This is a genomic window from Candidatus Limnocylindrales bacterium (genome assembly GCA_035559535.1).
GTDB lineage: Bacteria > Moduliflexota > Moduliflexia > Moduliflexales > JAUQPW01 > JAUQPW01.
Map to the genome: position 1 here is coordinate 1 of DATMBG010000011.1, position 21,662 is coordinate 21,662.

The window sequence follows — 21,662 nt, forward strand, 5'->3', positions numbered from 1 at the left end:
CCCGCCCCTACATACTCCCATACCCCCATACCCCCACACTCCCATTCTACTTTAACCTGGGGTCGAGCACATCCCGTAATCCGTCCCCTAAGAGATTAAATCCCAAGGTGGAAAGGAAAATAGCTAATCCGGGGAAGGTAATAACCCACCAGGCCCGGAGAATCAGAGCTCTGGCCTGATTGAGCATGGCCCCCCATTCTGGAGTAGGGGGTTGGGCACCTAGACCCAGGAAGCTTAATCCGGCTGCTTCTACAATGGCCGTAGCGAAACCCAGGGTAGTTTTAACCAGAATCGGTGCAAAGCAATTGGGCAGAATGGTAAGGAGGAGAATTCTCAAGTCCCGGGCACCCAGGGATCTGGCTGCCTGAACATACTCCCGCTGACGCTCTACCAACACCGAAGCCCTTACAATTCGCGCGTATTCCGGGATTCCTACAATCCCGATGGCAATTATGGCATTGAACAGGCCGGGACCCAAAACTGCTACAATGAGAATCGCCAGTAAAATGCCCGGGAAAGCCAGGAGGATGTCCATGAATCTCATGATGAGATGATCCAAAGCACCTGAATAATATCCGGACAAAGCGCCGAAAATAATCCCAAATCCCAAAGAGATACCTACCGAAACCAATCCGACTTGAAAAGAAATGCGAGCTCCATAAAGGATTCGGCTGAGGATATCCCTTCCAAAATCATCGGTTCCCAGAAGATGTTCCCGACTTCCCTTCAAGTCCCAAACAGGTGGCTTTAAGCGCCCATACAGGTCTTGGGCCAACGGATCATAAGGAGCCAGATAGGGAGCCAAAAGGGCAGAAGTCAGAAATAACAGGAGAAGAATTCCCCCGGCCAGTGCAGCTTTGTTTTTTTTGAAGCGATACCAGGTTTTAAGTGTGGGCGTAGAAGGGGATCGAGGTGTAAGAGATACCTCCGTATTTCCAGATGATCCGTTTGCTCTTCTTCTTTCCTTTCTTTCATCCTTTAATTCGAGGGTCCACATATGCGTATAAAAGATCTACAAGGAGATTAAGAAGTACAAAAGTTGTCGCCAGTAGCATGGCCCCACCTTGAACGGCCGGAAAGTCCCGGGCTTGAACGGCCAGAACCAGCCATCGTCCCACCCCCGGCCAGGCAAATATGGTCTCGGTCAGAATCGCTCCACCCAGGAGAAATCCCAATTGTAAGCCGGTTACCGTGATAATAGGAATCAGAGCGTTACGAAGGGCATGTTTATAAATTACCCATCGCTCTGAAAGGCCTTTAGCATAGGCAGTTCGGATGAACTCTTGCTGGAGAACCTCCAGCATACTTGAACGGGTCATGCGGGCAATGAGGGATAGGGGGATGGTTCCCAGAGCAACGGCAGGAAGAATCAGATGCCAGAGGGTGTCCTTGAGAGCGGCCCAGTTCCCGGTCAGCAGGCTATCTACGATATAAAAATTGGTTATTGTCTGTAACGAAAGCTGGGGATTAAGACGACCGGAGACCGGAAACCAACCCAGGTTAACGGAGAAAACGAGAATGAGAAGCAACCCAAGCCAAAAAATAGGCATAGAAGCCCCCATCAGGGCGCCGATCATGGTACCATAATCCAGGAAAGAATACCGTCGGGTTGAAGAAACAATCCCGGCCAATGTACCCAATGTTGTGGCAAAGATCATGCTGGCTATGGCCAATTCCATGGTGGCCGGAAATCGGTTCTTGATCTCTACAACGATCTTCTCTCGGGTTTTGATGGATCGCCCCAGGTCACCTTGCAAAACCCCCTTCAAAAACCGCCCATACTGAATGTACCACGGTTTATCTAATCCCAATTCTCGCCGAAGCTCGGCTAAAGCCTGTTCAGAGGCTCGCTCACCCAGCATAATCCGTGCGGGGTCTCCCGGCGTTGCACGCAGGGTTAAAAAGACAAGAAAGGATATTCCCAGCAAGGTTGGAATGGTGGTCAGAAGGCGGTGGAGTATCTCTTGTAGCATTTTCTAACTTCCTCAAGTATTCAACACTTCGATCCTTATCTATCGAGAATTCACATTGGAGAAGCCTAATTCCAACAACATGTGACAGGAAACACAGACCAGCTTATTTTCTAGAGCTTTATCTTCTGCAATAGAATAAACAACCAGTTGATGGCAGCGCTCACAGGAAACTACCGGCCGTGAGAAGTCTACCTCGGTTTCTGGAAGATCCCCTAAGGATAGTTCTTTCCCCAATGCCCGGGTGAAAGGCTCAAAGGTGGTGTAACAATTTGCACAGACATGGTTGAAACAACAGGAAGGACTACAGGTATAGGCTACCTCCTGAGAATTACAGCCAGGACAGGCAATGGTAAGAGGGAGAAGTTTCATATTTTCGTCCATTGTCCGTTGTCCGTTGTGTTTTGGTTTTTTAATAGGGATCCTTAGCTGAATGCGTAGGGGGCATAGGTACCAGGATAAGAATAGGGTCCATGAGGCGGGCCCCCTTAATGTCAAACAAGACGTTTACCCTACTAACCTTCCCCTGCTTTGCAAGAGAAGGAACTTTGAAGCGAAGTTCCCTTCCCTGTTAAACGGGGGAGGGACCGGGTGAGGCGCCTTAACCTGGTGCCTATGGGAACAAGAGGGATTAGGTTCGAAAAACTTACCCCACAAAGCTTCTGCCTCTCCGTGAATCGGGAGAAAACCCATCCGATTTTGTTTTAAAGATTATGATTACAAAATGATAACGGGCAACGGACAACAGGCCTCTATGAGAGTTTATATCCAAGCTTCCTTAAAAGTTCTTTCCTTGCTTTAATATCCTCTTCCGTTTCAATTCCTTTGGATTTAAATCCGTCTATGACCCCTATGATACCTCGCCCCTGTTCTGTTTCGGCAACCAGAACCTCCAGAGGATTGGCGGTGGCGCAGAAAATCCGGCATACTTCTGGAACGTTTTTAATGGCATTGAGAACGTTGATGGGAAAAGCATCTTTCATAAAGACGATAAAGGAGTGACCACAGGCCAGGGAATAGGCATTATTTTTAGCCAGCTCAATGAGTTCAGGGTCGGTTCCACTGAATCGCACCAGGCAAGGACCCGAAGATTCACAGAAAGCTATTCCGAACTTAATACCGGGTACTGTATTGACCATCACTTCATGGATATCTTCTACAGTTTTGATAAAATGACTCTGGCCTAAAATCAGGTTCACATTTTCCGGTTTTTGAATTCGAACGGTTTTAATTTCCATTTCTAAAGGCAACCTCCTTTCCCTGAAAGATCAGGCCTTTGCTATCAGGCAGTATTGGAACCCTGCAGGGTTTCGTCGCGCTGCCACAAACGATCTATCGACCACACTCCTCCTCCAGCCACAGCCAGGTAAAGAAACACGAAACAATAGAGTGCTGCCAGCTCTCCTCTGTTCAAGAGAGGCCAGAATCCCTGGGGTAAATGTACTTTAAAATAGGCTACGACCATTTCTCCTGCCAGGATAAATGCTACCGGTCTGGTGAACAACCCCAGCAGAATGAACAGTCCACCGAAGAATTCCAAAATTCCGGCTACCCACAACAATGACATCAGAGGAGGTAAGCCACCTTGCGGAGCAGTCGGTATGCCAAAAAGTTTCTGACTCCCATGCTGCATAAAAAGTAATGCTATAACAATTCGCATGATACTGAGCAGGTATGGCGACCAGGTTGCGTAAAAGGATTTTGAATTGGTCATAAAGTCCCTCCTATCTCTCTAAGAAGAGCGTCTTATTGGATTATGGAAAAACCAATACTGGTTGCATCGGGAGATAATATACAGCTTTTGTAACCCCATTGTGAATAACCAACCCAGAGCCCTCAGAACTGCAAGCCAATAGGGTGTTTGCATAAGCTATTGGATTGTATCGGCAGTCCTTTACGTCAGGATCAAGAGCCAAAATTGAATAATTATATCCTTTTCCTAATGAAGAATTTAATATTTTCATAGGCAACGTAACTATAACAATTTAGTTGGTAGGTGTCATTTTTTCTGTCTGAACACCCCCCTGGCCCCCTCCAGGGGGGACTTCGATCAGGAGCCATTCCCCCTTAAGTCCCCCCTGGAGGGGGGCCAGGGGGGTGTTTCTTTTTCCACCTACTAAATTGATACGGATACATAGGCAACCCTCCAAACGCATAATTTGCCTGCTGGAATAGTTTGGGAGTCAACAATCAGTTCATCACTAACTAACCCTGACCTGACGCCTATCGATTGACAAAGAAGTACGCTGCTAAAGTGAATTTGTACCCGTTATGGATTCATTTTAATATCTATGAGTTCTACCCGTTCCCTGGTCTCGAGATCAATCTCTAATATCGGACCTATACCTGGGGCATAGTACTTGTTTTCCTCAGCACCAGGTTCAATCGGCGTAAAGTCCCTGGTAACCAAACAGTTGCCATTACATGAAGCTGCAGGTACGGTGGTTGACTCTGTTAGACTTAGTACCTGAGCCAGATCTTCAGCCCCACCGAGTGCAAATTCTTGACGATAAACATTGCCAATTTGGGGAAAAGACTTCATTACAATACCAGGCTTTGCTCCATCAACACCAGCTTTCCAGGAACCCTCGAGGCTAACGAGCTCACCATTATTAAATTCTTGAGAAATTTCACCGAAGTACCATACATTTCCTTGAACATCTTGAGCAAACCAATCTTCGGTATCCTCAATAGTTTGTCCGTTTTCTTGTACGATATCTCGCACAACCACGCAGGTCACACCTAAAATCGTCTTGGTCGATTTAGTTACAGAAACTGTAGTTATCTGTCCACCACCCCTGTAAGTTCGGGTGGTACCCATTATAAGGGGAAAATAAGGATTAGGTGAGACAGTACTGCCAATCTGGGTTGGGTTAACAAAATTGCCGGGATCAATCTGCGGGTCATAACGTGCTTCACCCAACAACCTGCAGACTTCTAGACGCGCCTCCAATTGTTCTCTACACAGTTGCAGGTCTTCTCCCAATACGGCTACAGCCAAAGCTTCACACCCTGCACGAATATTTGGGTCTGATAAATTAGTGCAATTTCCCATCGAAATCCAGAAGTCATCTTTTACTTCATGCTGGCATGCTTTGAAAGCTGCATTTGCTGTTTGGGTACAAAAATCTGCCGCAACCGCTATGCCACCAACGAAATACAGTCCAATAATCAACATCACTAACCGATCAGAGAACGGCCGGATTCCTGGAAAATGTTTGCATGGCTTTATATTTCTTATTTTTAAGTGCAGGGGTGGAGTCATTTTATTACCCTCCTTATGGGATCTTCTTATGATGTTGCATCTATAACTTTGGAACTACCTGTTTGGTTTGACATGAATCAAAATTAGATAAGACACCAAACGTATTCGTTTCTACTGTTTAGGAATTATCCTAATTGAGGGATATTTTTGACAGAATTGGTATTAGATATCGATGACTGCCTCCTCAAGGTTTTCTAGCTGGTGAATAGAATCTCGTACGATGACTTCCTTTACAATTCTATAAGGCAATCTAAACCATAACGGTTATGTCAGTTTATCTTATTATGAGAGGGTGAATATGTAAAGAAAAAATTCCATTTTTTCTATCAAAAAACACATGGATTGACTTCAACCCAAAACTTATTAACCTTAACAGGCTGGATTGGATTACCATTTTTTCTAAGCTTCTACATGTCGAGGCTCTTAAATACGTAATGAGGATAGAATGGAGGAATGCTGTTGGTCTAGAGTTTTTGACTCCCATGCGGCATAAAGAGTAACACTATAACAACTTGCATGAAATAAGCAGACGTGGTGACCATGGGGACGGAAGTCAGTAAACCGGACATCGTCAGACCGGTCCGGACCAGGACCCGCACACATGCCCCCTACCTGTCTCGCATGAAGGGGTCCCAGGGACAGACCGAAGCTTCGTTGATTCTCCTTTCCGGCACTTACCGCTTTGGTTGTATCGGCAATTTATTACCCATGATATTCTGCATATTGAATTCTTTATAACCCGGTGGGACGGTAAAGAGGGCATCACTGAGTGATTTTCGTTCGATTTTGGTTACTTCCAGGGTCATCCTGGTCTTTCCATCCTCCTGTTTGGTGAGTTTTAAAGGAAAGGCACCACCCTGGAGAAACTTCACCCATTCTGGATGGGCAGCCGCTGCCGTGAGAAGTTTGGGATCAAATATCAAATTCTTCAGCAAATTCCCGCCCCTTCCCATGGGGTTCCCCATTCCGAAATAACCCAGTCCTTTAGCCACACATATATCTATCTCTTGTTGATCTCCCATCAACCAGTGTTCACACGGATAACCGGCAATTGTTTCTTGTTTGCCCGTAGGGGTAAGCTTGGGGAACTTTATCGGCTCCTCGGTGGCAGGTTCCTTATCCTTGGTCACTCCTTTCAGGCTTTCAACTGTTTCCTTCAAATCTAGGGTCATGTACATTTGCTTTGATGGGATCAAGGTGGTCATTTTTGCTGCTTCTAAATCCCACAGCATCACGGCCTGTCCTTCTGGCGTGTTAGCGGCTTTCGTCTCAATGCGAATATGCCGATCTTTAAGGAAGTAGATCATCTCCATTGTCTCTTTTCGGTTCTCGACATTCATCTTCATGGTGATGACTCCCTCAAATTCTCCACTACCCTGGGCTACCGGAGAAGCCGTTGAAGCGGTTGAGGTTGTAGAATGATTTGACGGGGCCGGTTGCTCATTCCCGCTATAAACAAGGGTTAGGGTTGTACTACTCCATAAAATCATCCCTAAGACTATCCCGACCAGGTTAAAGATCCTTCTTTGAAACATAGAGTTCTCCTTTTAACTCGGAGGGTTTAACACTCGCTTCAGACGGCGAGAGATAAACTCCACGTGTACAATTCTACGCTGTTCTCCAGCTTTAGCTATCCAATTAGAAACTTATCTCCAAAGCTCTAGTAGGAGAGAATACGGAATGGATTCAAAAAAGTCAATAACTTTTCGTCCTCAGTCCAGGGGGTACCCCCCTCCTGCCGGTAATTCTGATTGAATAGGCTACACCGCCGGCAGGCAAATAACCCCTTGTAGGGGCGACCCTCGGTCGCCCCTATTCATTTTGAATACAACCTTCCCTCTCAGAAAGATTTTCACTCCTTGGGAGCAATCCAGATATCTTCATCTATTATCTTGACTTCGTAGAGAGGTACAGGAGCATAAGCCGGGAGCGTCTCCTCACCTGTTTTAACATTGAAACGAGCCCCATGGCGGGGACAGATGATATACTCACCTTCCAATTTCCCATCTACCAGGGGTCCACCGTCATGGGTACAGACATCTGAAATGGCATAGAACTTCCCTTCAAGATTAAACAATCCTACGGGTTCATCTTCGTACTTTACCCGCATTTTCTCTCCCGGTCCGAGATCTGTAATCTTCGCCACTTTGATGAATCTGGCCATTTAGATTCTTTCACCTCCTTTAGGAGTCTTCTTTGTCCTTGTCGTCATAAGGCCGACAAAGTAAAGGCGACTGACCGATCACCCCTGTTCGGTGAAATCTTCCTGATCGCGGTTTATTTTATCTCAAAGAGCCACATTTCGAAACATCTATGGTAGTACTTACAGAAGAATGAGTCGTTTTGTCAATTGCGGGTATCTTAAAATGTAAACGGAAAATACCTCATTGAGCCGGTTCCTAAGCTTGCGTTGTTTGTACGGAACCTGTTTGAGTGGTATGCAACAGGACAGTATGCTATCAGACAGTTGACTGAGAAAGCCAAACGGATAAAACTTATCTCAATGAAGGGATCTGGCTTCTCGAACTCGCGAAAAAGGCCGTAGAGCTATATTCTCAACAATCAGGAGAAGAAAAGAGAAAATTTGCTACAATGGGTACTTTCGAACTCGGTTTGGAGGGATGGGAAGTTGTATCCGGAGTACCGAAGACCTTTTGATTTATTGGTAGTTGCGAAGGAAGAAGAAAAGAAAAAAACCGCCTCCAAGGATGGAAGCGGCGATTTTTCAAATTGGCTCCCCGGGCCGGACTCGAACCAGCGACCAAGTGGTTAACAGCCACCCGCTCTACCTGCTGAGCTACCGGGGAATAGGGTTCAAAGCGCTTGTTTTGAACATAATTAAGTTAGTATGGGGATTTTCTTTTGTCAATACCCTTAAATCCAATTTATTGCTCAAATTCGCTGGCCGGTACTATTGAAGAAAAAGGCCCGTTCCATTTGAAAGGTTACGTGTACCGCTTCGCCTTCGGCAACGGGAGCTTCCCCTTGAACGACCGATCGAATCTCCTTACCTTTGGCTTCCAGGAAGATGAGGGTTCGGCTTCCCAGGGGCTCGAGGAGGGTCACACGGGCCGGAAAGGAATTCTCCCACTTAGGACCTATCGCGACAAACTCGGGGCGTATTCCTAAGGTGAGATTTTGGGAACTCAACGAAAGGTTTTTAGCTATAGCTTCAGGAATAGGGAGATAAAAAAGATCGGAGGTAGCCATCATTTCGGTTCCCCTGGACTGGATCGAACAGGGAAAGAGGTTGATGGGAGGAGCTCCAATAAAAGTTCCCACAAAGATGTTGGCCGGTTGGTGGTAAATTTGGTAGGGAGTTCCTACCTGTTGAATGACCCCATCCTTCATGACGGCAATGGTATCCCCCAAGGTTAGAGCTTCTTCTTGATCGTGGGTGACAAAAATAGTGGAGGTCGAGAGTTTTCGTTGAATACGCTTGATCTCCGTTCGCATCTCTATCCGTAGAGCTGCATCCAGGTTGGCCAGGGGTTCATCCATGAGAAAGGCATCGGGCTCCATAACAATGGCCCGACCCAAGGCTACGCGCTGAGCCTGTCCTCCAGAAAGCTGGTTGGGTTTTCGATCCAGAAGCTCTTCGAGATGAAGGAGCCGGGCTGCTTCCCGAACCCGCCTGTCAATTTCTTCCTTACTGCAGGTTTTACGCATGTCCAATCCAAAGGAGATATTTTTTCGCACGTTAAGATGGGGAAAAAGGGTAATATCCTGGAAAACAAAAGCCAGATTTCGGTCTTTGGGAGGTAATCGGGTTACATTCCGACCTTTAATCCAGATGGCATCGTCATTATCCGGACTCTCAAGCCCTGCAATACAACGCAGGGTCGTGGTTTTACCACACCCGGAGGGGCCTAACAATACCATAAGTTCCCCTTCAGCAATGTCCAGATTCACATTTTTACAGGCCTGAACGGCGCCTTTTTGAAAAGACTTAACCAGATTTTTTACTTGAATACCTGAATTTTTTACCAAAACTTTTCATCTGCAAAGGACCTGTAAGGGCAACCGGCCGGTCGTCCCTACTTTGTAGTCCTTCGTGGTCCTCCGTAGCTATTAACTTTTCTTAACGCCGCCTCACGGCAAAGGTTTTCATGAGTTGTTTCTGGGCTAGAATGTAAAGAAGTACCGGTGGAATCCCGGCCATCAGGGTCATCACCATCAAAACTTCCCATTCCACCCGTTCTCCCCCTACCGCTGTGACGTAGAGGATAACAGAAGCAGTTCTGGGTCCTTCACCAGTGGTTAGCATGTTGGAAAATAGAAAATCACTCCATCCAATAAGAAAGGTCATAAACAACAACGAGACGATCACGGGCCTGGCCAGGGGAAGCATAACCCGGTAGAAGGCCTGAAACTGGGTACAGCCGTAAACCATAGCACACTCTTCCAAAGAAGGAGGTAATTCTGCAAAGAATCCACGTAAAATCCAGAGAGCAAAGGGGATAATAAAGATCTGATAGGCAATCCATAATCCCGGCAAGGTATCATAAAGACCTATCCGAATCCAGGTAATAGTAATCGGTACAATCAACAGGACATAGGGGAAGAGTAAGGCCACCGTTATGATATAAAAAAATATTTCCTTCCCCCGAAACTGCTTCCGTCCGAAAATATAGGCCCCAGGTACTGCAATAAAAAGGGATAAGATCGCAGCTCCCAGTCCTGCTATGAAGCTGTTGAAGATATATTTCTGGAACTCAACCGTTTTAAACGTATATCGCCAGGCTTCCAGACTCCATTCTTGAGGAAACCATTCGACTTCAAAGACTTCTCCAGGAGCTTTAAAGGCGGTAAGGGCAATATAGGAGTAAGGAATAAGAATGATAGAAAGAACTAAAATAAGCCCCGCATAGGCCAGGGTTTTATGTACGAAGGAAGAGCGGTCGGTTACATAGGCCATAGTTTTGCCACCAAGTTACCAGGGGAGTGTGGAAGTATGGGGGTAAGTTCTCCTATCCCTCCACATACTTCCACACTCCCACACCCCCATACCCCCATACTTCCACACTCCCATACTCCCCCACTCCTCCACTCCCATCCTACCCCTTCTTTCCGGCCTGGGTTACTAGAGTCTGGAACCGTCTCAGGAAAGGTATCATGAGGATCACCATGAAGGCGATCAGGAAAAGACCCACAGTAAAAGCCATTCCGAAATCGCCTGATAAGAATGCAAACCGATAGGTCAGAACACTTAAAACACTGGTTTCATACCCCGGGCCTCCCCCGGTAAGCTGAAAGGGTTGATCGATCTTCTCCAGATTCCAGACGATGCGGATGATAAAGGCTGCCAGGACAGCTCCTCGAATATGGGGCCAGGTTACGGTGCGAAATCGTTGCCAGAGGTTGGCTCCGTAAACTTCGGCCAGTTCGTAGTAGCTCTCTGGAATAGATTGAAGGGCAGATAGAATAATAAGGAACATGAAGGGCCAGAACGTCCAGGAAACAACCAGAGTAATGACCCACTTTGCCCAGGTGGGATCTGAAGCCCAGTAAACAGGCTCGGAGAGAATACCCAGTTTTATAAGGTAGTGCGTGACCATACCCAGATTGGGATCCAACAGGTACATCCAGATAGCCCCGGTCACCACCGGCGGCATGGCATAGGGCATCAGCATGATACCCCACCAGATTCCTTTAAGGGGGATAAATTTTTGATTCAAAGCCAGGGCAGCAATCAGAGCAATTCCTAATTGAAAAACCGTACTGAGGGAGTAGATCAGAGTAGCCCGGATAGTAGTCCAGAAATAACTTGCCATTATAAAATCCCGGTAATTTTGGAGTCCAACCCACTTCGGTTTACCGATAAAGGGCCAGTTGTGGAAACTCATCCAGATCCCTTGAAGAAACGGTAACCACAGGAGAAAGATCAAGAAAGCCAGCGTAGGCAATAAAAAGAGAATAATAAGCCAGGTATCCCCTTGAAGCATTCTTCCCCACAGGCTGACTTCCCGGGTAGAAACGAACTGGGTTTCGCGCGTACGAGGTTTTGTATCGATCATAGGATTGTAGTCGGTGAGAGCAGGTCCTGGGCGTGGGTAAGGATCGGTTTGTTTTCTCCCTACCGTCCATTATTCCTTACTTTTTAAGTTTTTAAGATCTTATTGACTTCTTCAGCATATGCTTTGAGTTCGGTGGCCACATCGGCTCCTCCCATAGCCTGCTGAATATGGGGGGCAAAAAGGTTGTATTGGATATCAACGCTCTTGGGATGATTGCTCCATACGCCTGGATTGTTCAGCATGGAAGTGACAGCTTCGATGTAATGATCTGGAGCCCCCTTAAGCCCGTCCCAGACGTCCCGGCGGGCAGAAAGTCCGCTGCTTTTAGCCAGAGCAATTTGGTTTTCAGCCCGAAACCATTCTTTGATAAACTCCCAGGCTGCCCGTTCTTTAATCTCTGCATCGGGCCCGGTCTGTTTGGTAATACTGAAGGAAGCCATGGCTTGAAAGACTACGGAACCCGTTGTACCTCCGGCCATAGGAAAGTGGGGTCCCCACTGGATAAGTCCGGCTTCCACTTCCTTGGGGATACGCTTCAAAAAGGTACCTCGATTCAAGATATCGGCGTGAACAATGCTCTTTTGCCCGCGGATAAGTTGTTCCACGGCATCCTCATCGGTACTTTGGGGACTATCTGGAGAAGAGTAGTGATATTTACGAAACAGATCGACATAAAATTGAACCCCTCGAATCCAGGGTTCTGAATCACAATTGGAACGGGTCCAGTCGGCATTAAGGAAATCACTCTTCTCAATATCCAGGGAGCGAACCCAACCATTCAATTGGGTATCTCCGGCGTCCCAAATCTTACCGTAAACTTCATAAGGATACTCGCTGACTTTCTGGTCTTTAAACACCTTAAGAAGTTCTAAGAAGTGATCGGTATCTCTGATAGGCCAATTTTTCTCAAAATCTAATCCGGCTTTCTTCCAGTGATCAAGCCGTGTGACCACGGGTGCTTGGGGAATGATCAAAAAGGGAAGATCATAGATCTGATCGGCATCGGGAAAGCCACGATTCTGTACCTTGATCAACGGAAAAAGCCAGGAAACGGGTTCCCTGGTTTCCGAATCCCATTCTCCCACAAAGTCGTTCAGGGGTCTGAGGAAACTTCGAAGTTGTCCCGTCCAGCTAGAAATGGCATCAAAGACCGTGGGAATTTTGCCGGCCAGAAAGTTAGTACGATATTTGGGTCCTATGATACTTCCATAGGTATCCCAGGTTGTATTCACCTTTGCGCCGGTCCGTTGCTCAAATGCTTTAATAATGGATTCTGAAAGCTGTTTCACCACGGGATTCTGAACCCCGATCATATTCCAGTAATCGATGGTAATCCCCTTAAGATCGGTGCCTGCTTCCCCATAAAGAAGATCAGGGGTTAAACTGGTGGTAAGCCCGGCTGCAGCAAGGGCCGTTGTAATCTTCAAGAAATCTCGCCGTGAATAAGTTCTATCGAGTCCCTTGTTCATAATGAACCCTCATTAAGTTTTACAGGTTATGAAAAAGTTAATTGGGTGAATCCTCTATCAAGAGGAAAGCTATCGATTCAGTACACAACCATACCGTAATCACCCTCTTAAAACTTTGTCAAGCAGTTTTTCTTTTTACCTGAGGATATCCCAACTGAGGCCTCCGACGTTATCTAACTGACCTGAATTCAAGGGTTTTCAGAATCATACAATCACGTCCTTTTTCTTTAGCTTCATAGAGAGCTTTGTCGGTGCATGCAATGAGATCTTCTACTGAAGGAGCCGTCAGTCCGTAATCTCTGGGTGGAACGGTGCTACAAACCCCCAGGCTTAACGTGACGTATTGGCTTACCGGGGATTGCTCATGGGGAATGGCCAGTTGTTGGACCTCTGTTCGTATGGTTCCGGCCACCTGGATGGCTCCCTGGGCCTTTGTATTGGGAAGAACTACCGCAAACTCCTCTCCACCGTAGCGAGCAATTAAATCTGCCGGACGTCGGACACTTCGGGTGATTGCCTTTGCAATAGCACGTAAACAGTCATCTCCTTTTTGGTGCCCATAGGTATCGTTATAACGCTTAAAATAATCCACATCACAGAGGATTAAAGATAAGGGTTCTTGTTCTCGGGCCGATCGGCGCCACTCTTGACGAATATATTCGTCAAACTGAAGGCGATTGGCTACCTGGGTTAAGCCGTCTAAAGTGGCCAGACGTCGCAGTTCTTGGTTCGCTTTTCGTAGTGCTTCTTCGGTTCGCTTACGCTCGTTGATTTCTCGCTGAAGTTGTTGATTAAGTTTTTTCTGCTGCTTGATAAGCGCACGGAGTTGTAAGTGGGTCCGTACCCGGGCACGGACTTCTTCTTGTTGAAATGGCTTGGTGATATAATCTACCCCACCCGACTGAAAGCCTTCTACGATGGCTTCCATTTCTTTCTTTGCCGTAATAAAAATGACAGGAACATCTCGATTGGCTTCCTGCATTTTGAGTTGGCGGCACATCTCGAAGCCATTCATGTCCGGCATCATAACATCTGCCAAAACCAAATCAGGTAAAAAATGATCGGCAATCTTGAGGGCTTTTTCTCCACTAGAGGCTATGGCTAAATCATAACCTTCGGGTTCCAGGGTCCTGACCAAAATGTCGATATTTGCCGGTATATCGTCTACCAACAGAATCTTCATTTCAGATACGTTTAAAACCTCATCCTTCATTCTAAGTCCTTCTCTATTGCCCCTGCCAGTACCTGAAGATTTATCCCGGCTACCTCCCGAATTCCCTCCCCATCCATCGGCAATCCTACCCTTTTATTAGGATGGTAGCCTTCCTACTATCTCTTGTAAACCCTCCAGATCATATCTGTTTACAAATTCCTTTAGATATGTGGCCAATTGAGCTGCTTCTGGACCTAAGGTTTCCATTTCGGCGAGAGACTGTTTAAGCCGGGTAATCATACAAAACTCGGCGTCCTCTTTCAAGCGCCTTAAAAGATCTTCTGGTAGATGGAGTTTGGAAAGTACCGGAAGGGTTGTGGTATCTTTGCTATCCAAGCAATCTTCTGGTTTGGTTTCTTCAAATTCGTATTCGACCTTGAGAAGGTTGGCCAGGCAATCGAAAATCTCTTCCATCCGGATGGGTTTTGTAATAACTCTGTGGCATCCTGCCTGGAGAAATCGATCCTGCTCATGGTTGAAGGCTAAAGCGGTCATCATAACCATTTTAATCTTTTCCCTGCCGAATTCTTCGGTGATGCGTTGAATGGTTTCAACTCCATCTGGAACAGGCATGAGATAATCCATAAATACAATGTCAGGCATCTGTTCACGGACTTTCTCTATAGCTTCCTGTCCATTCATAGCTTCCAGGACTTCAACCCCAATTTCTGACAGCATATCCGATATCACTTCTCGATTGGAGGCGTCATCGTCAACAACCAGGGCTTTAACTCGATAACCGGGAGCCAGGCGAGAGACCTTTCCTTTACAATCCTCTCGTAAAAAGGACTCTTTTAAGACTGGTGAGAGGGGAATAGTGAAGAAAAAGCATGCCCCCTGACCTTCCTGGGACTCTATAGCCAGTTCCCCTCCCATCAATTCCACGTAGGTTTTGGAAATACGTAAACCCAGACCGGTTCCTCCTTTTCGGATTCCTTTCTCATCTTGATAAAAGGGATCGAAGATGGTTTTCTGGATATTCACCGGAATACCTGGGCCCGTGTCGATAACTTCGAAGAGATATTGTGAAGCGTCTTTTTGGGTTACTCTTAGTACAACACTTCCCGAAGAAGTGAATTTAACCGCGTTATCCAATAAATTGATCAAGATTTGTCGGAGCTTGCCCTCATCTCCTCGCACCAGAAGATGGGATCTTCCTTCCAGGCCCTCTACCCGCCAGGTTAATCTGTTTTGCTCGCAACGAAGTTGAAACATGGCGGAAAGATCCGTAATCAAATCGACCAGATCAAAATCTGTGGAGTTTAATTGTATACGTCCTGCTTCGATTTTAGATAAATCCAGAACATCATTAATAAGCTGTAGCAGATGGTCTCCACTCTTCTGAATGGTATTTACAGCTTTTCGCTGGGATCTGGTTAAATGAGGGTCGCGTTGTAAGATCTGGGTATACCCTAAAATGGCATTTAAAGGAGTACGAATCTCGTGGCTCATATGGGTTAAAAAAGTACTCTTGGCACGGCTGGCGATCTCTGCAGCTTCTTTAGCTTTGTAGAGTTCTTTTTCGGTACGCTTGCGTTCGGCTAATTCTTGTTGGGCCGAAGTATATAATTGGGCATTATCTAAGGCAATGGAGGCCAGTTGGGCAAATCGATTTAACAACTCAACCTCATCTTCCCTGAACATTTGGTCTACTTCAAGTCGGCCTAAGCCGATAACACCTACCACATTTGGACCCGATTTAAGGGGAGCTGCTACAATGGCATGGAAAACATCACCCTTGAAAATGGGCAGGCGACCGGGCCAGGTTTGATAATCTTCCACCACCATCGTTTGACCGGTTTGCCAGACTTTTCCTACCAGGCCTTCATAGGGTTTTAAACAAATCCCAAGGTATTTACTATAAACCCCCACACCTACCCGCAAAACCATGCCGGAAGCCGGGCTTAAACCTGTCCCCTTACTTTCCGAGTCAACTAAAAAGATAAATCCATGGGAAGTTCCCAATAGGTTACCTGCCCGGGCAATGATCGTTTTAAGCAGATCATCTATTTCTAATCGATTCATTAAGGCCAGCGTCGTCTCATTCAAAGCCGCCAGATATTCATTCTGCCGACGTAATTTTTCTTCGGATTGTTTACGTTCTGTAATATCCCGATTTAACCCGACGAGTCCAAAAATCCTCCCCCGGTTATCCCACAAAGGTATCTTCGTCGTTAAAGACCATCCTGGGTTTCCCGTCCGGTCTATCATGGGTTCTTCTTGATGAACCAGGGGCTGGCCCGATCGGAAGATCTGCTGTTCATCGAGGTAATAGCGTGTAGCCAATTCTTTTGGGAAAAAGTCGAAATCCGTCTTTCCGATGATCTGATCCGGTGTTGCGATCCCTAAGAACTGCATCAGGGCGCGGTTAACGAGAACAAATTGGCTCTTAACATTTTTAACGTACAGGTAATCGGGTAGGCTATCTATCAATGTCTGCAATAAATTACGTTGCCTGACGAGAATCTTTTCAATCCGCCTGTGCCGGATGATTTTTCGTTGAAGATGCCGGTTGATTTCGACTAATTGAGCCGTACGCTTTTTCACCTCTTCTCCCAAACGTTCCCGGTACTTTTGTAATTCCTCTTCCAGCCGGGCATATTTCGCCTTTAATTCTTTAAATTCGATCACCTGACCTGGTAAACCTTCGTATTTTTCCGGGTTGGATTCTTTTATTTTATCTTTACTTTCCATGGCCTTAGTTTTATCAAAATTTATTCACCGTTGCAGATAGGATCGAAAGTAGGGTGGAACAAAATCCAGGTCGCTGGCTTCCTGGATAGCCAGTCGTATTTGGAAGTTCATCACTTCGGGAGGCACCGGATTTTGGTAATCGCTCAAGCATTCCTTGAGAGCCTCAGCCGGTCGACGGGATTCTGTACGAACCAATCGGTAAACTTTAACGGCCAGGGCTTCGGCAGCTCCCGGAGTAAGCAGTAAAGGAATGAGGGGTTCCAGTTCAGGGAATTGGCTCTCCTCTATGTCGATTCCCCGTTTTCGGCACAAGGTCTGGATGAGTTGAAATCCTTCTCTGGTACTGGTAGTTGGGAAAATAGGTATTTTAACGTCAATTCGACCCGGTCGTTTGAGATCTACTTCAATCAAATCAGGTCGACTGGAAGCTAAAATCCAGATGATTTTACCTCGATTCCGGGTTTGACCCATTTCTTCTGCTATCATCGAATACACGCGACCGGAAAGGCCTGAATCCCCGGTTCCAGAATCTCGCTTGCCAAGAGCCTGATCTGCTTCATCGATAAAGACGAAACAACGTCCCAACGCCTGAAGGAGTCTAAAAATTTTCTCCAAATTGCCTTCCGTACTTCCAACCCATTTGTCCCGGAAGTTTTTTAACTTAACTACCGGAACCCCGACTTCCCCGGCCAGACATTCTACCAGGAAGGTTTTACCCGTTCCTACCGGTCCACAAAGAAGATACCCCTTGGGCATTGCCTGGAGATCGTTTTGGTTCCACAGAACAATATCTTGTCGTAGCCAGGCCTTAATCTTTTCCTGTCCGTAGAGGTCGTCTAAAGTCCGTTGGGATTCGATGAATTCGATCAACCCATTACAATCCTTTTCCACAAGCTGTTTTTTTAATTCCACAAGGTCTTCGGATATCAGCTTTTGTTTTTGATACTCTTTCGTTTTAAGTAAGCTTTCGATGGCACTGACCGTAGTACCGGCCAATTGATGGGCGAGGGTCTCAAAATGATCTCCGTATTCACCCAGAGCCGTTGTATAGCGAGGTGCCATCAGTTCAAAGGCTTTTTGTAAGTCCTGAGGGGAAGGTAAAGGAATTTTAATCTGAGCGGTCCGGGGGTTATTCACCAGGAGGGGATGCAGATCGTTAAGGTTTTCTGTGATGAGAAACGTCGCCAGAGTGTGTCCGGTGAGTAAATTATCCCCAGCCCAGTCGCGAACAAGCAAGGCCATCGCATTTAAATCGTAGTTGAGGGCACCGTACAGAGCCGGCATAACCAGATGGGCCGCTTTGATAAAGCAGCCGACCTGTAATCTGGAAATATTTAATCTGGCCAGATTCGCGCAGTAACGGAAGTAGTGGGTGAGCGTTTCGATGGCCATACGAGGGGCCTTAGGGAGTTGTTGGTTCTCCTTAAAACTTGGCCATTGGGAGAAGATTTCTCCTCCCTTTTCGATCCGAATCCCATGACCCAGATCATAGCTGAGGATCACATCAAATCCCGCCATTAAAACCCGCAGAAGAAACTCGTTGAGGTCGCCCAGTACCGTCTTCGGACCTAACGGTAGCACCAACCGATCATAAACATTCCCATACAGGATGAATTGGTTCGTGGCATTACTTTCGTATAAAGTGATGAGTTCTTTACTCCAATTGGGAAGTTGTTGGTCTGTCATCATCTGTTCATGATGGGTTATCGGGTATGGGTCTCAGGAACAGCCTGGTTCAGCGCTCCGTCTCGGGACCCATGGTCTTGGTTTTTTGATTCGATGCCTCGGCAGAAGTATCCCCGGATCCTGCTGGGGGCTCCAGAACGATACCTTCTTTGGCAGCAAAATCGGCCAGGGCTTGTTCGGCCAGGGCTTGTTGTTCAGCTTCTTTCATTAAAACCTCGGTCATATCTATTTCACTGCGGGCGACCCGGACCCTTCCGGCTGCTTTTGCACGCTCCTCTTCTATCATCTCATGGAGTCGATTGAGGGTATCTCCAGAACCTCCAATGGTCGTAATCATACCCGAGGCCATCTCCGTAAGCTCGGCCATGGCTTTTTTTATCTTGATGTCGTTAATTCCTGACTTAACAGCTTCAATCTTAGCCCGGGCAGCAGTAACGGCTACATCCCGGGCTTTGAGGAGATCTCGATACGTTGTCTCGGCCTGTTCTAGCTGTTTTCGGTTCTCTTCCAATTCACGGTTACCGTTTGTAATCGGAGCGCATATTGGGCAGCCGCCGATCGATTTCCCGCCTTTAAATTGGCTCCTGTTTTCGCCTTCAAATCCTGTTCTTCTACTTCGAGTTTCTTAACCTGGGCCATGAGTCTTTCACAAAGTGCTGCGTGGGAGGCTAAACCTTGATTATATTGACTGATCTGCCTGCGCAGATTTTCTTTCTCCGCTTCTAAAACAGCTTCCGGATTTCTCATTTCCAAACTCCCAATAAACAGACTAAAAAAACCCCTGATTAAATTTGCAATGCGCCTAAACATATCTCTATCCTCCCTGAATGAGTTAATTCTTACCTGCTGTTCTGAAATCGTATAAAGACTGACAGGAAATGTCAATAAAAAACGAGTTTAACCTGGATTTATCCTTTATCCTCCAAATCGATTCGATGGCAATCCGGTTACATCAAGTCGTACACAAAATAGATCTCCTGAGTAAAAGCTCTCCTGAATCTCCGGTTCGCTTAAACCTACCGATGCGGAGGTGACATAGAGCAGATCTCCTTCTTTTCCTCCAAAAACACAACTTGTGGGGCGTTTTACCGGCATGGGAACCCGTTGAATGAGTCGACCATTGGGCGCAAACCGAAGAATACACCAGCCGTCCCACTGGACGGACCATACACAGCCTTCTGCATCAACGGTCAGGCCATCGGGGTAGGAAGGCGCATGGCTTAGATCAACAAAAATACGCCGGCGTGTAATATTTCCCGTTGGAGGGTCGTAGTCATAGGCATAGATGATTTTTAAAGGAGAATCGGTATAATAAAAGGTTTTTTGATCCGGACTCCAGCCCAGGCCATTGGAGAGCGTCACATTCTTTTCCATAATGTGTAAACTTCCATCTGGATCGTAGCGATAAAGGGTCCCCTGACCTTTTTCCAGGGACCGGGACATAGAACCAAACCAGAATCGCCCCTGAGGATCACACTTGCCATCGTTAAAACGATTGTTGGGTTTATCCCCTTCTACTGTCTGAATAAGGGTAACCTCTCCTGTCAGGGTATCTAAATAAGCCAGGTCATGACGCAGGGTCATGATTAACTTTTGGGATCGGGTTAATGCCACACAACTGACCATCTCACCCACCTTAAAAACACGATCCTGTCCCGTTGAAGGGGTAAACTGATGAACCACATGGTTGTAAATATCCACCCAATATACCCTCTGGGTTTGATCATCCCATACCGGACCCTCTCCCAAACGGGCTCTGGCTTCCAGAACATTTACAATGGGATAGTTGGTAAGATGCATATTTCCCCTGTTTCTTTATAAGGTTAGATAAAGCCGTTCATCTAAAGTCCAAAACTCCCTACCTTCCTGCTAGAGGACCCCTTAAAAGGACCCTTTGATCCCGTCTTCTCAGTAAAAGAAAATTATATAGAAAAATGACAGGTTTGTCAAATGCTATTCAAAACATGAAATCGGATTTTTTATACTTAAATTTGTAAATTTACAGGGAATGGATAGATAGGCTTACCTCTTTACCCATTTTCTCCTTACTTACTTCCGGGCCTCCAGGCGTCGTAGGGCTTTAATCCGTTCCAACACAGGTGGATGGGAATAGTTCAAAAAAACATAAAAAGGATGGGGTGTTAAATTGGATAAGTTATGCCTGGAGAGCTTTTTCAAAGCTTGAATCATAATCTCAGGCTGATCGGCCGTCTCGACGGCAAAACGATCCGCTTCATATTCGTTTTTGCGAGAGAGCTTTTGCACGAAAATGGAGAGCAGAGTCTCTAGGGGGGTATAAAGGAGGCCAAAGAAAATGAGTCCGGCATAGAGGGAACGGTGATCCATGTAAAAGGCATCAAAAAGTCCCTGATGACTGATAAAGATAGAGAGTAAGAAAAATAGCACCCCCATATGTAGGATGCTGAGGATCATCCCTTGCAGGATATGTTTCTTCTTATAGTGACCAATCTCATGGGCTAAAATTGAGACAAGCTCAGGGACTGTATGGTTTGCGATCAGGGTATCAAATAAGGCAATACGTTTATTTTTACCAAAACCGGTGAAGAAGGCATTGGATTTACTGGAACGTCGAGAGCCATCCATAATGAAGATGTCCTGAATCGGAAAATTGACAGAATGGGCATAGGACAGGATCTTCTCCTTTAACTCACCCTCTTCGAGGGGTTTAAATTTATTAAAAAGCGGCATAATCCACGTCGGCGCAATGAATTGAGTAAACAGGGCAAATCCGGTGGAGACAATCCAACAGTATACCCAAGCGTAGGACCCTGCGTATTCAAAGAAAGCCAGTATCCCCGCCAGTAGCGGTCCTCCTAGTACTATGGCAAGGGCTAACCCTTTAAGAATATCGGTCACAAAAGTAGCCGGAGTCGTTTTATTAAAACCAAAACGTTCCTCAATGACAAAAGTCGAATAGATACTGAAAGGTAACGATAACAACATCTGGAGGAATAACAAGATTCCGATATAAACTAAACCGGTCCCTATAGACCCTAACTGCCAGCTTCGAACTATTCCATCCAGGTAATTAAAACCTCCTGCAAACCAAAATATCAGAGTGACCATAAGGTCGAAGGTCGATGTAAGAAATCCAAATCGGGTAGTAACCCGTGTGTATTCTTGAGATTTACGATAAGCTTCTGCGTCGTAAATATCTTTGAATTCGTCCGGTAATTCATCCCGTAAGGCCCTTAGATTCAGAAAATCTGCAAGGAGATCTAAGATGTAATTTATAATGAGTGCCGAAAGAATAATTATTGCGTAAATATTCATAAAATCCCTTTAAAACCTATTCGATTCAGCTATGGTTATCACAGGTAAGATCGA

The 21,662-nt window shown here is 46.2% G+C and carries 19 protein-coding genes and 1 tRNA gene; all 20 read right to left on the reverse strand.

Features of this window, described 5'->3' with window-relative positions:
* Positions 1 to 46: 46 nt before the first annotated feature.
* Entirely contained in the window at positions 47 to 997 is a 951-nt protein-coding gene (locus VNM22_02775) for an ABC transporter permease (GenBank protein ID HWP46064.1), read from the reverse strand.
* A complete protein-coding gene (locus VNM22_02780) occupies positions 972 to 1,973 on the reverse strand; it encodes an ABC transporter permease (protein HWP46065.1) in 1,002 nt (333 codons plus the stop codon). Before VNM22_02780 ends, VNM22_02775 begins: the two co-directional genes overlap by 26 nt.
* Positions 1,974 to 2,012: 39 nt before the next feature.
* Positions 2,013 to 2,342, reverse strand: a complete 330-nt coding sequence (locus tag VNM22_02785; protein ID HWP46066.1) for a hypothetical protein — start codon at positions 2,340 to 2,342, stop codon at positions 2,013 to 2,015.
* 380 nt (positions 2,343 to 2,722) lie between these two features.
* Entirely contained in the window at positions 2,723 to 3,208 is a 486-nt protein-coding gene (locus VNM22_02790) for an adenosine-specific kinase (GenBank protein HWP46067.1), read from the reverse strand.
* A gap of 44 nt (positions 3,209 to 3,252) precedes the next feature.
* Positions 3,253 to 3,684, reverse strand: coding sequence for a DoxX family protein (locus VNM22_02795; GenBank protein HWP46068.1), 432 nt, complete (start codon positions 3,682 to 3,684; stop codon positions 3,253 to 3,255).
* Positions 3,685 to 4,239: 555 nt separating this feature from the next.
* Positions 4,240 to 5,235 (reverse strand): hypothetical protein, encoded by a 996-nt coding sequence (locus VNM22_02800; protein HWP46069.1) that lies wholly within the window; start codon positions 5,233 to 5,235, stop codon positions 4,240 to 4,242.
* A gap of 674 nt (positions 5,236 to 5,909) precedes the next feature.
* The gene (locus VNM22_02805; protein ID HWP46070.1) at positions 5,910 to 6,770 is read right to left on the reverse strand and encodes a DUF4412 domain-containing protein; all 861 of its coding nucleotides are present in this window, start codon (positions 6,768 to 6,770) and stop codon (positions 5,910 to 5,912) included.
* A gap of 317 nt (positions 6,771 to 7,087) precedes the next feature.
* Positions 7,088 to 7,399, reverse strand: coding sequence for a non-heme iron oxygenase ferredoxin subunit (locus VNM22_02810; protein HWP46071.1), 312 nt, complete (start codon positions 7,397 to 7,399; stop codon positions 7,088 to 7,090).
* 567 nt (positions 7,400 to 7,966) lie between these two features.
* Positions 7,967 to 8,042: transfer RNA gene (locus VNM22_02815), tRNA-Asn, on the reverse strand.
* A gap of 85 nt (positions 8,043 to 8,127) precedes the next feature.
* A complete protein-coding gene (locus VNM22_02820; GenBank protein ID HWP46072.1) occupies positions 8,128 to 9,225 on the reverse strand; it encodes an ABC transporter ATP-binding protein in 1,098 nt (365 codons plus the stop codon).
* 91 nt (positions 9,226 to 9,316) lie between these two features.
* On the reverse strand, positions 9,317 to 10,153 hold the full coding sequence (locus tag VNM22_02825; GenBank protein ID HWP46073.1) for a carbohydrate ABC transporter permease: 837 nt from the start codon (positions 10,151 to 10,153) through the stop codon (positions 9,317 to 9,319).
* A 139-nt stretch (positions 10,154 to 10,292) separates the two neighbouring features.
* Positions 10,293 to 11,252, reverse strand: a complete 960-nt coding sequence (locus VNM22_02830; GenBank protein ID HWP46074.1) for a sugar ABC transporter permease — start codon at positions 11,250 to 11,252, stop codon at positions 10,293 to 10,295.
* An 83-nt stretch (positions 11,253 to 11,335) separates the two neighbouring features.
* Positions 11,336 to 12,721 (reverse strand): substrate-binding domain-containing protein, encoded by a 1,386-nt coding sequence (locus VNM22_02835; protein HWP46075.1) that lies wholly within the window; start codon positions 12,719 to 12,721, stop codon positions 11,336 to 11,338.
* Between the two features lie 169 nt (positions 12,722 to 12,890).
* On the reverse strand, positions 12,891 to 13,934 hold the full coding sequence (locus tag VNM22_02840) for a PleD family two-component system response regulator (protein HWP46076.1): 1,044 nt from the start codon (positions 13,932 to 13,934) through the stop codon (positions 12,891 to 12,893).
* Positions 13,935 to 14,030: 96 nt separating this feature from the next.
* Positions 14,031 to 16,628 carry an ATP-binding protein gene (locus VNM22_02845; GenBank protein HWP46077.1) on the reverse strand — a complete coding sequence of 866 codons (2,598 nt, stop codon included), beginning with the start codon at positions 16,626 to 16,628 and terminating at the stop codon, positions 14,031 to 14,033.
* A 24-nt stretch (positions 16,629 to 16,652) separates the two neighbouring features.
* Positions 16,653 to 18,317, reverse strand: coding sequence for an ATP-binding protein (locus tag VNM22_02850; GenBank protein ID HWP46078.1), 1,665 nt, complete (start codon positions 18,315 to 18,317; stop codon positions 16,653 to 16,655).
* Between the two features lie 46 nt (positions 18,318 to 18,363).
* Positions 18,364 to 18,825: a hypothetical protein gene (locus VNM22_02855; GenBank protein ID HWP46079.1), complete on the reverse strand. Its 462-nt coding sequence runs from the start codon at positions 18,823 to 18,825 to the stop codon at positions 18,364 to 18,366.
* On the reverse strand, positions 18,801 to 19,124 hold the full coding sequence (locus tag VNM22_02860; protein HWP46080.1) for a hypothetical protein: 324 nt from the start codon (positions 19,122 to 19,124) through the stop codon (positions 18,801 to 18,803). The genes VNM22_02855 and VNM22_02860 overlap by 25 nt, the downstream gene beginning before the upstream one ends.
* 105 nt (positions 19,125 to 19,229) lie before the next feature.
* Positions 19,230 to 20,114, reverse strand: coding sequence for an SMP-30/gluconolactonase/LRE family protein (locus tag VNM22_02865; protein ID HWP46081.1), 885 nt, complete (start codon positions 20,112 to 20,114; stop codon positions 19,230 to 19,232).
* Between the two features lie 249 nt (positions 20,115 to 20,363).
* Positions 20,364 to 21,608: a M48 family metallopeptidase gene (locus VNM22_02870; protein ID HWP46082.1), complete on the reverse strand. Its 1,245-nt coding sequence runs from the start codon at positions 21,606 to 21,608 to the stop codon at positions 20,364 to 20,366.
* Between the last annotated feature and the right edge of the window lie 54 nt (positions 21,609 to 21,662).

Excerpts from the sequence above, each read along its gene's own strand:
- VNM22_02775 (HWP46064.1), bottom strand. The coding sequence starts at position 997 with ATGTGGACCCTCGAATTAAAGGATGAAAGAAAGGAAAGAAGAAGAGCA.
- VNM22_02780 (HWP46065.1), bottom strand. The coding sequence starts at position 1,973 with ATGCTACAAGAGATACTCCACCGCCTTCTGACCACCATTCCAACCTTG.
- VNM22_02785 (HWP46066.1), bottom strand. The coding sequence starts at position 2,342 with ATGAAACTTCTCCCTCTTACCATTGCCTGTCCTGGCTGTAATTCTCAG.
- VNM22_02790 (HWP46067.1), bottom strand. The coding sequence starts at position 3,208 with ATGGAAATTAAAACCGTTCGAATTCAAAAACCGGAAAATGTGAACCTG.
- VNM22_02795 (HWP46068.1), bottom strand. The coding sequence starts at position 3,684 with ATGACCAATTCAAAATCCTTTTACGCAACCTGGTCGCCATACCTGCTC.
- VNM22_02800 (HWP46069.1), bottom strand. The coding sequence starts at position 5,235 with ATGACTCCACCCCTGCACTTAAAAATAAGAAATATAAAGCCATGCAAA.
- VNM22_02805 (HWP46070.1), bottom strand. The coding sequence starts at position 6,770 with ATGTTTCAAAGAAGGATCTTTAACCTGGTCGGGATAGTCTTAGGGATG.
- VNM22_02810 (HWP46071.1), bottom strand. The coding sequence starts at position 7,399 with ATGGCCAGATTCATCAAAGTGGCGAAGATTACAGATCTCGGACCGGGA.
- VNM22_02825 (HWP46073.1), bottom strand. The coding sequence starts at position 10,153 with ATGGCCTATGTAACCGACCGCTCTTCCTTCGTACATAAAACCCTGGCC.
- VNM22_02830 (HWP46074.1), bottom strand. The coding sequence starts at position 11,252 with ATGATCGATACAAAACCTCGTACGCGCGAAACCCAGTTCGTTTCTACC.
- VNM22_02835 (HWP46075.1), bottom strand. The coding sequence starts at position 12,721 with ATGAACAAGGGACTCGATAGAACTTATTCACGGCGAGATTTCTTGAAG.
- VNM22_02840 (HWP46076.1), bottom strand. The coding sequence starts at position 13,934 with ATGAAGGATGAGGTTTTAAACGTATCTGAAATGAAGATTCTGTTGGTA.
- VNM22_02845 (HWP46077.1), bottom strand. The coding sequence starts at position 16,628 with ATGGAAAGTAAAGATAAAATAAAAGAATCCAACCCGGAAAAATACGAA.
- VNM22_02850 (HWP46078.1), bottom strand. The coding sequence starts at position 18,317 with ATGATGACAGACCAACAACTTCCCAATTGGAGTAAAGAACTCATCACT.
- VNM22_02860 (HWP46080.1), bottom strand. The coding sequence starts at position 19,124 with ATGTTTAGGCGCATTGCAAATTTAATCAGGGGTTTTTTTAGTCTGTTT.
- VNM22_02865 (HWP46081.1), bottom strand. The coding sequence starts at position 20,114 with ATGCATCTTACCAACTATCCCATTGTAAATGTTCTGGAAGCCAGAGCC.
- VNM22_02870 (HWP46082.1), bottom strand. The coding sequence starts at position 21,608 with ATGAATATTTACGCAATAATTATTCTTTCGGCACTCATTATAAATTAC.